This window comes from Staphylococcus sp. HMSC035D11, assembly GCF_001836075.1.
Classification (GTDB): Bacteria; Bacillota; Bacilli; order Staphylococcales; family Staphylococcaceae; genus Staphylococcus; species Staphylococcus hominis.
Window position 1 is genome coordinate 106284 of sequence record NZ_KV827285.1, and the last position, 9708, is coordinate 115991.

A 9708-nucleotide genomic window follows, 5' to 3' on the forward strand; every position below is an offset into this window, starting at 1 on the left:
ATTTCTATATTATTTCAATAGAAATTGTCTTTATTGACTTATCCAGAGACTTTATGTCTCAGACTCATCATCCCACTCTCACATGAATTGCATTGAGTTGACATTTTGTATAAGCACACAATCATTATATATAAATATTTAAACGCTTTTTTATCCGTTAATTACCATGACGAAGTATCCCTTTTTATCTATACACTAATCCACCATCAGTTAAAATGGATTGACCAGTAATATAGTCAGAATCATTAGAAGCTAAGAATGATACTAAGTTTGCAACATCGAATGATTCTTGATATCTTCCAAGCGTAATTTCTGAAGAAAAGGCTTCAAACGTATCTCCTATTTCAGGACTATCATCAAGTTTAACCATTTATTCATCAATACGATCCTATATTTTAGTTTTAGCAACACTTGAGCAATAAGCATTTACAGTGATGCCTTTATTCACTAATTCTTTGGCAGCTGTTTTACCTATATCTATCTGCCGTCTTAATTATCTATCACCCTTAAAACAAGGTGATAGTAATCAAGCAATAATATTTACTGCGCCAACTCCCGATTTAAGCATCTACATTCTTTCTAGGAATTAAACAATACGCGGCAATAAATGCGATAAACACTAAACCTGCCCCCACGATAAATGCGATTGTAGCTGCAAATTGTGCTGGATGATTGACAGACAATGCTGTATAAATTGTAGTTATAACAGCGATACCGAATGCTGCACCGAGTGTAGAAGTCATTTTGATAATTCCTGATGCAGTACCAGCTTTTTCTGCCGGAACATTAGATACAGCTGTAGATAGCGCTGGTGTCGCAAAGAAACCTAATCCTAGACCTATAAAGATAAATCCGATGCACGCCACAATATAGTAAATCATGTTAGGCAACGAAGTGAAGGCTAAAAGTATAATACCCACTGTAATTGATAAAGGACCTAACATAAGTGGCAATTGTGGCCCTCGATTTTGCATAAAACGTTCACCTACACGTATCATTAACAAACTACACAACATATATGGAATTGTAATTAAACCCGCTTGTGCGCCTGTTAAATGTTTATCATCTTGAACATAGATATTAAATAATGCAAGTGAGCCTATATCCATATTCACCATTAAATTAGCTAATGTTGTGCCAATATAAATATTATTTGAAAATAAACTAAAATCTATGAAAGGTTCATTTTGACGTTTTTCAAATATATAGAAAGCTATTAATGTCACAATGAATATGGCAATTAATATTACAATAATAGGATTTAACCATCCAATTCTATCACCTTGCGTTATTACTATGTTAATACTTAACATCATAATGACAAAAATAATGATACCGATAATATCAAATTTTTTATTATGTGCAGATTCATCTTTAGATTCTGGTATGCCTTTAAGCAATATTAAGGCAAGAATTGAGAAAATGATTGACAACACGAAAATCCAACGCCACCCAATAAAAGTGGCTATCATTCCAGCAAATAGTGATGCTAATCCTGTTCCACCATATGAACCAAATGACCAATAACTTAGTGCCTTTTGTCTTTCTTCACCATGAAAGAATGAATTAATTAACGCAATAGTTGCCGGAAGTAGGCATGCTGCAGATAAGCCTTGTAACACACGACCTACCAATAATAAAAGTGGCGCATGAGATATAATCAATGCAATAGACCCAAGTATACTAAGTATCAAACCTGCGTAAGTAATTTTAACTCGACCTATCTTATCAGATAAACCTCCTGCTACAACTATAAACACACCAGTTAAGAGTGATGTAAGACTGACCGCAATGTTAACAATACTCATATCTACATCATAGAAACGTTGCACATGTGGTGCGATATTCAAGAAAGACTGTGCAAATAACCAATATGTGAGAATCCCTAAAATAATCGCTACAATGAGTTGTTTTCCTTTATTAAACTGTTCACTCATCATTAAACGCCCTCCTGTTCTCCTTTATTTCATTACAGCACTTTGACCGGCAATGCGACCAAAAGTGAAAATATCTGCCAGTGCATTACCACCTAAACGGTTACCTGCATGTATACCACCAGCAACTTCACCAGCTGCATACAATCCTTTAATGATATGACCTTCTACATCAACGACTTGTGCATGTGTGTTGATTTTTAAACCACCCATAGTATGATGTATTGCAGGTTTTCGTGGTGTCGCATAGAATGGTGCTTTTTCGATTTTTAAATCAAATGCATTTTTATTAAAATCTTCATCATGTCCTTGTTCTACGAAAGTATTATATCTTTCAATCGTATTCACAAAAGTAGTTGTATCTATGTTTAATTTTTGAGCTAACTCTTCTAAGGTATTAGCCTTTATTAAAGTGCCATCTTCTAATTCTTGATTGATTTTGTCTTCAGTCGTATTCATAGCTAGCGCTTTAATATTTGCGTCTGCAATAATATAGAAGATACCGTCTTTTTGTTCTAATGCTGCCTTAGATAATACATCTCTACTTTCAAATTCGTTAACAAAACGATGTCCTTCCTTATTAATGAAGACGAAGTTTGAAGGTGTCACGATTAATCCTGTGAATAATGCACCTGTCTTAGGATCAGAAATCGGCATCATTTGAGAGAATCCCATACCTACAATGTCAGCGCCTGCTTGCACACCTAAACGTATACCATCACCTGTAATTGCAGGAGAATTTGTTGTTTTAATATCATCTGGAATGTTATCCCAATACGTATTATATTGTTGTATCATTTTAGTATTCGCTCCAAAACCACCTGTGGCCAACACTACGCCGTGACGAGTGTGAATCTTAACTTTAGCACCATTTGCTTTACGTGCTTCAATACCAACAACTTGATTACCTTCTTTAATTAATTTTTCTGCAGTAGTTTCTGTAAAAATACGACCATGATGATGTTTAACGTAATCTCCTAGATTTTCAATGTACTCTAAACCTTGTGCTTTCATTGGTTTATGACCACGACGCCATAGTGCACCAACAGGCATATCTACAAATGAACGATCAAAATGTACCCCTTTATCTTTCAACCAGTATACTGATTCCAAAACATTATCTGTGAGTGTTTTAACTAAATCATAATCACCTGAAATTTCGACATTATTACGATCTTTACGTCTTCCACCTAGATACGTTTGAATGCGATGTAATTCAACAGAATCGAAAAGATAATCATCTTTATTGCTACTTTTTTCAAGGTAATCTTTAATTTGACGCTTTAAAGTATTGAAATCTTCAAGATAAGCCTCATCTATATCCTTTTCATCATGATTTAATAACTGTATCAATGTGTCTTTTTCACCAGCGAGTGCAGGGAATGCACTTTGCCATTTAGGCTCAGCAGCATTGACTTGACCACCTGTTCGGATGGTATTGCCACCTATAGCCGCAAATTTCTCAAGCATGATGACTTCTTTTCCTTCGTCTAAAACCGTAGCTGCTGCACTTAAACCAGCACCACCTGTACCAATCACGACTACGTCAGTCGTCTCTTCAACGACCTCATCAGACCACTGAACAACTGGTTTAGGACGTGCTCGTAAAATATCTGGATCTTCGCCTGCTTGTTCAATTGCATCTGCAATGCCCTGCACGATGCCTTCACTTGTTACTGTCGCACCTGATATGACATCGACATTTAACGTTTGTCCATTGATGATATCTTGAGGTAAACGTTCAAAAACTGGGTTCGCTATACCTTCAGACTCTCCACTATCATCTACTTCAATACTTACAATTTTATCTTCCGACAATTGAACTTTCATTGGTAGATTGCCATTATGACCTTTTGCATAAACATGATACGTGCCTTTGTTAAATTTCACTTTTTTATTTTGTAGTGCTTTTAATCTTTCATATTTACGATGTTCTTCTTCTTTATCTAAAATCATGAAGTCCATCACTTTCCACAGAGGAGATGGTATGTGAAGTACTTTTTGGTCATGTATATCGACAAATTGTTCAACTTCTTCGTTTTGTGAAATTTTATCCGTCCATTGAGGTTCTATTAAATAGGCTTTTCCAACGCTTAAAAGATCATAACCGAGTTCAAGGGCATGTTCTGCATCTTTTCGTTGCGCAATACTACCAACACCAATTAATGGAATTTGTGCCAACTGTGCACTTTTCATTTTATGATATTTATTAATTAAAGGTTCTGTATCTTCTTGATTCACTATGGACGTACGTTGGTAACTGTTTGCTGATATATGGAAGTAATCGGGTTCATATTTTGCTAAAGTATTTAGTAAAAACATTGTATCTTCAAAACGTATGCCTGGCTCTTCAATTTCTTCAGGTGAGAATCGATATCCTATTATAAAATGAGAGGCTTCATTTTCAGCAACGACATGTTGAACTTTTGTTAGTACTTCGATTGGGAATCGCGTACGTTTTTCACGACTGCCTCCCCATGTATCTTCTCTTCGATTAGAATGCGGAGAGAAAAATTGTTGTAATAAGTATGTGTTGGCACCATGAATTTCAACACCATCAAATCCTGCTTCTATAGCACGACGTGTCGCTTCTCCGAAATCTTCTATCATCTGATTGATTTGAGCATGTGTCATTTCTCTTGGTGGTACCGCATCAGGTCTTAATGCTGCAATAGGACTCGCAGATATGGGTTGTTCACCTTCATTGAACTTAGGATTCGCCATTCTTCCAGCATGATAAAGTTGTAAAATCGCTTTTGACCCCTTAGATCGAATCGCTTCTGCTAGACGTTTAAGTCCAGGTATTTTGTCATCGTTATCAATACCTATAGCCCCTGGGAAGCCTCTCCCATGGTTTTCAACAAAACAACTTTCAACAATAATTGCTGAAGCATCACCAGCCCTAAATTGATAATAATCAATCATTTCTGATGTAACACTTCCATCAAAATATCCAGCTTGGATAGTCATGGGCGCCATTAATACTCTATTTTTTAATTCGGCACCACATTTAAATTTAAAAGTATCAAATAATTCTTTACTCATAGCAATTCCTCCTAAGACATTGTGATTTTTTTCACATTTATACTTAAAAATAAAATACTCTTTATGAGTATTCTTTAAAATTTTATAAATACCTCTGCATTTTTGAAGTCATTAAAACGTTTCCATCTCTTGTCACAATGATGCCTTCAACACCATCTATGAGGTTTAATAATTCAATATTTTGTTGTGATTGACCAAAACTACAAATTGTACTCCATACCTCGCCATCAATCCCATGATCAGATATGATTGTCACGCTAACGATATCATTATCTACAGGATATCCTGTATTGGAATCCAAAATATGATGAAATAATTGATGTTCCTGTATGAAATAGCGTTCATAGATGCCGGAAGTAACAACTGATTGATGCTCTACATTTAATGTAACGAGTGATAATGCATCTTTATAAAAAGGATTGCGTACACCTACATGCCATTTTTCTAAAGTTTCCGGTTGTCTACCAATTGTTAAAACATTACCACCTAAATCGATAATGGCAGAAGCTACACCATGAGATAAAAAGTATTGCTGTAATTGATCAGCAAAATAGCCTTTTACAATGGCTCCTAAATCAATCTCCATTCCTGGTTGTGTAAGAAATACTTCATGTGTCTTTGAATTTAGAACAAGATTTTCAGGATTCATACACATTAAAGCGCGTTGTATATCTTCTTCTTTAGGTTTCAATGCATCTTTGAAACCAATTTTCCATAATTTAACTAATGGCCCTATCAATATGTTCATCTTAAAATTAGAAGATAGTGTAATTTCATAACCATAACGTATCATGTTAAACATCTCAGGATTAACCTTGACTGGTGCGATACCTGCATGTTGATTCACATTCATCAAATCTGATTTTGGATCATTAGCACTAAATTGAGATTCCCAATCATGAATTTTTAATTCAGCTTCTTGAAGTAATGTGTTCGAATGTTGATGTTCAATCGATAAACGTATCACCGTCCCCATTGCTTTAATCATTAGCGTTTCCACTTTTGATTCCCCCTCTATACGTGTATCACAACGCTAATATGTATATAAAATTTAAAAGTTATTTTAAATGAAATTATTACTTTAGTTTCTACATTCATATTAACACAATTTCAAATATTTGATTTTTACTTATTTAGATGTTCATAATTATGTCAAAAGTTAATCAAAGTATAAATTTTACTATTTTAAAAAATTCTTTATTATATATTTTTAATAAAAAAGAGTAGAACAGAAGCCATACAGAATTCTTTATTCCACTCTTCACACAGTACTATGATCTGTAACAACAATTATTGATATTCCATTAGTGTATATGCTGTATATCAAAATAAAATAAGAAAGCATTTCCTTTAGATTTTTATAGTTCTTAAAAATATCTAATTCCTTTAAATCATTTATATTAGAATACTCACTGTAAAGAAAATTTTCTTTTTTAGCAATTCTAAATATTTCATCTTCGCTAATAGCATAGAAATATTGTTTATTCCATTCATCATATAATTTGAAATCATATGATCTTGGAATATGTATATGTAATAGTGTCTTATGGTATTTACCAAAATTTATTTTATCCTGTTCTTTCATCATCTTATAGGCTTTTTCTACTTCTATGTCTCTCATTCGACCCCCTTCAAAGATAATTTTTTCATAATCTATTTTTTAGTTTTATTTGTGGTACGCTTCTTCTTATTAGTTATTTTGCTAAAAAAGAGAGGGCAGATTTTGTCCTCTCTTTTTAAACAACTCTATAATTTATTTAACAGATTAGAGAAAAATTGAATGATCGATTGAATAATTTCCACAATACCGTCCCATATGCGTTGAAGAAGATTTCTATTTTCTTCTGTATTCAAATCTTTGGCTTTATCCTTCGCTTTATTCAATAAATCATCTGAGTTTTTTTCAATATTTTTTAATACATCTTTAGCATTTTGTTTAAATGCTTTAGGATCGGAAGTTAAGGCATTAGAGTTTGCCACATTAATCATATTATTATTAATCATTTGAATTTGATTTTCTGATAATATTTCTGACAAGCCACGTTCATCGAGTACTTTATTGACCGTGTCTTCAACTTGTTGTTGTGTTATTTGTTTATCTTGATTTTGTTTAATATCTGCAAGTTGTTCTTTAATATCTGCTATTGAAGCATTCAAAGCTTCATCTGAATATCCATCTTCACCTTTATTTTCTTCTGAAATTCTACCTAAGTCATTCATTTCTTGATTAGAATTTTGAATATCTTCAGCGTTGAGGTTGTTACCTTTTTCTTCATATGCTTTATAAATACCAGCTAAAGCACCTTCACCAGTTACTTGGTCGACAGAAGCTATATGTATTTCTGCGTTTTTAATTCCTGCCGTAATTGCAGCATTTTGATATTGTTCAGATGTCACTTTTGTAATGTTATCTGGTGTATCAATTTTCACATCAACACCCTTACCCCATTTTTTATGTTCAATTGTTGCACTTGAATAAATATAACTTAGATTACTGCTGTTTGGGATATAATTACTCACATCATTGACGTTAACATTATAAGTTTCATAGTTATCATCAACGCCTAGATCATTCTCAGTTTGTTGTAAATCTTGCCCTTCTAAGTCAGCGCCTTTAATAAAAACAGGTTCATCCCAATCTTCTTTATTTTCAGCTGCTTTAACAACACCTGAAGCTGATAACAACAATGTAGCTACTGCTAAACTAGTTATTGCTTTTTTCATTTTCAAATACACCATCCCTTAAAATGTTTCATATATTTATATTAATCGTATCCAATAACACGTTTTTGGATTGTTTCAATCATTTCTGAATCAGCCTGTGTCATATCATATTTATAAATTTGGTTGAATCTTGGATTATAAATACCAATGTAACGTATATTCTCAAAGGTAGGCTTTTGAGATGTCTTACCCATTAAATAATATATCGCTAATTGAAGCGTACTGTTTTTCTGTGGTAGTTGTTTTGAAACTTTAAAATCCCACAAAGTATCTTCAGTTAGAAAGTCGCCATCTCCACTATCAATAATGCTTGTATAACCCCCCTCAAATGTGAAACCATCCATTTTAACTTCACCAATTTGATTAAAAAATGAAAGACTTCTGTTTATAAGTGATTTTATATTATTAATTGTGTCTTGATCTGGAATTTTAAATTCTTTAGGCATGCTTCCTGCTCTATATACCATATCGTAATTTACCAATTGACATGCTTTAATAATAGATAGATCATCATTATCATTAATATCTTTTAACAATGATTCGGCTGTTTGTAATTCCCCAGCTAATTTTGCGCCAGTTAACGATATGGCAAATGATTTTTCTTTGTCTTGATTTATAACCATACGAGTAAGGTAGTCTACGACTAAACCAATTGTTTGAGGTGCTATATTTTCATATTTTGTATCTATAAATGTTTCTGGTTCTAGTTGCTTAACTTCAAATGATTTTCTGTTTAAATACCCACCACGGGGTTGTTTAATTTGTGAAATTCTTTGTGTAACACTAACCAATTAAAGACTCCTTTTGATAATAATATTTTTATATTTATGAAGCGTTTGAAGTTTCTTTGTCATTTTCTGAACTTTTTGATTCTACATATTGAGATTGTTCATTTTCATAGTTGTTACCATCAGTATTTTCATCATTGTTTTGGTTATTATTTTCTTGTGCTGCATCTGGATTTTGCTTATCTTCGCTAGATGGTTGTTCTATTTGTTGATTTGGATCCTCACGTTCCTCATTTTGCGAAGCTTCCTCGTTACTATTTTCTTGCTGTTCTTCATTATTTTGTTTTTGATTTGATTTATTATTATCTTCTTCAATGTTGTCTCGGTTTTGTTCATTTTTTGTATTTTCATTCGTTGATTGTTTACTATCATTATCTGTTTGATTATTTTCTTTTTTATTTTGAGACTGGTTGTTATTTGATGTTGATTGATTTGACTCATTGTCATATCCTTGTTCTTTTTGCCAATAATTACCTACGATTTTTGAAAGTTCTTTATATTTTTGTTCTGGTACATCAGAGTTGGCAGTTTCAAACTTAGGCATTCCTTTTTTGTATACGTAAGTATTGTAGAAATCAGCAGTTGAATTATAAATATCTTTATCTATATAACCGTTTTCCGCTTCTATAGGACCATCTGGATGTGTAATAGCGCCACCCGTTTTGATAATTTTTCCTGTATTTCTATCTATAATGGCGTGGTGCTTAACGGAGTCGTTTATCCCACCAAAAGGCGTTTCAATAAAAATTTTATCATCATTACTTTTATCTTTATTGTAAATTAGATCATCTTTATTTTGAGTAAAATTGAGTATATCTTCGGAGTTAAAAGCAATAGATTTTGCTTCATCAATTGTTATAGGTTGACTAATTTGATTATTTGCTTCATTTGTTGTTTCTGCAGCATTAGACTCACCTTGAGGTTGATGCTTTGTATTTTGATTGTTTTCTGCTACTTCATCATTTGATTGCTTTTCAGTTTCATCTGATTTTTTATCCCTTTCCTGTGTTTGATCACTGTCTTTTTTATGATTATTGTCTGTATTTTGACCACAAGCACTTAAAATAATAAAAGAAGACAAACCTAACATCCCTAATTTTCTAAATTTCATTCATACATCTCCCTGATATAAAACTCACTTTCCATGCTATCAAAAAATAAAGCGTTATCAAATACAATAAAATTAAAAGGTTCTGTTGCAAAGTAAAAAAATATAG

General features: G+C 32.8%; 7 protein-coding genes and 1 pseudogene. All 8 read right to left on the reverse strand.

The genetic code is table 11. The features are described 5' to 3' along the window. Nucleotides 1–184 precede the first annotated feature (184 nt). Nucleotides 185–469, reverse strand: a pseudogene (locus HMPREF2647_RS10435) (SDR family oxidoreductase); the annotation flags it as partial. A gap of 91 nt (nucleotides 470–560) precedes the next feature. Then, nucleotides 561–1937 carry an MFS transporter gene (locus tag HMPREF2647_RS10440; protein ID WP_029376768.1) on the reverse strand — a complete coding sequence of 459 codons (1377 nt, stop codon included), beginning with the start codon at nucleotides 1935–1937 and terminating at the stop codon, nucleotides 561–563. Nucleotides 1938–1961: 24 nt separating this feature from the next. After that, complete coding sequence (locus HMPREF2647_RS10445) at nucleotides 1962–4979, reverse strand: NADH-dependent flavin oxidoreductase (protein WP_070860083.1); 3018 nt, start codon at nucleotides 4977–4979, stop codon at nucleotides 1962–1964. An 82-nt stretch (nucleotides 4980–5061) separates the two neighbouring features. Further along, nucleotides 5062–5967, reverse strand: coding sequence for an FAD:protein FMN transferase (locus tag HMPREF2647_RS10450; protein ID WP_037541164.1), 906 nt, complete (start codon nucleotides 5965–5967; stop codon nucleotides 5062–5064). 273 nt (nucleotides 5968–6240) lie between these two features. Next, complete coding sequence (locus HMPREF2647_RS11550; protein ID WP_256326494.1) at nucleotides 6241–6600, reverse strand: hypothetical protein; 360 nt, start codon at nucleotides 6598–6600, stop codon at nucleotides 6241–6243. A 125-nt stretch (nucleotides 6601–6725) separates the two neighbouring features. Then, nucleotides 6726–7703: a DUF1002 domain-containing protein gene (locus tag HMPREF2647_RS10460; RefSeq protein WP_053016484.1), complete on the reverse strand. Its 978-nt coding sequence runs from the start codon at nucleotides 7701–7703 to the stop codon at nucleotides 6726–6728. A 41-nt stretch (nucleotides 7704–7744) separates the two neighbouring features. Beyond that, nucleotides 7745–8494 (reverse strand): hypothetical protein, encoded by a 750-nt coding sequence (locus HMPREF2647_RS10465; RefSeq protein WP_070860085.1) that lies wholly within the window; start codon nucleotides 8492–8494, stop codon nucleotides 7745–7747. A gap of 34 nt (nucleotides 8495–8528) precedes the next feature. Then, nucleotides 8529–9602 (reverse strand): hypothetical protein, encoded by a 1074-nt coding sequence (locus HMPREF2647_RS10470; protein ID WP_049382172.1) that lies wholly within the window; start codon nucleotides 9600–9602, stop codon nucleotides 8529–8531. Between the last annotated feature and the right edge of the window lie 106 nt (nucleotides 9603–9708).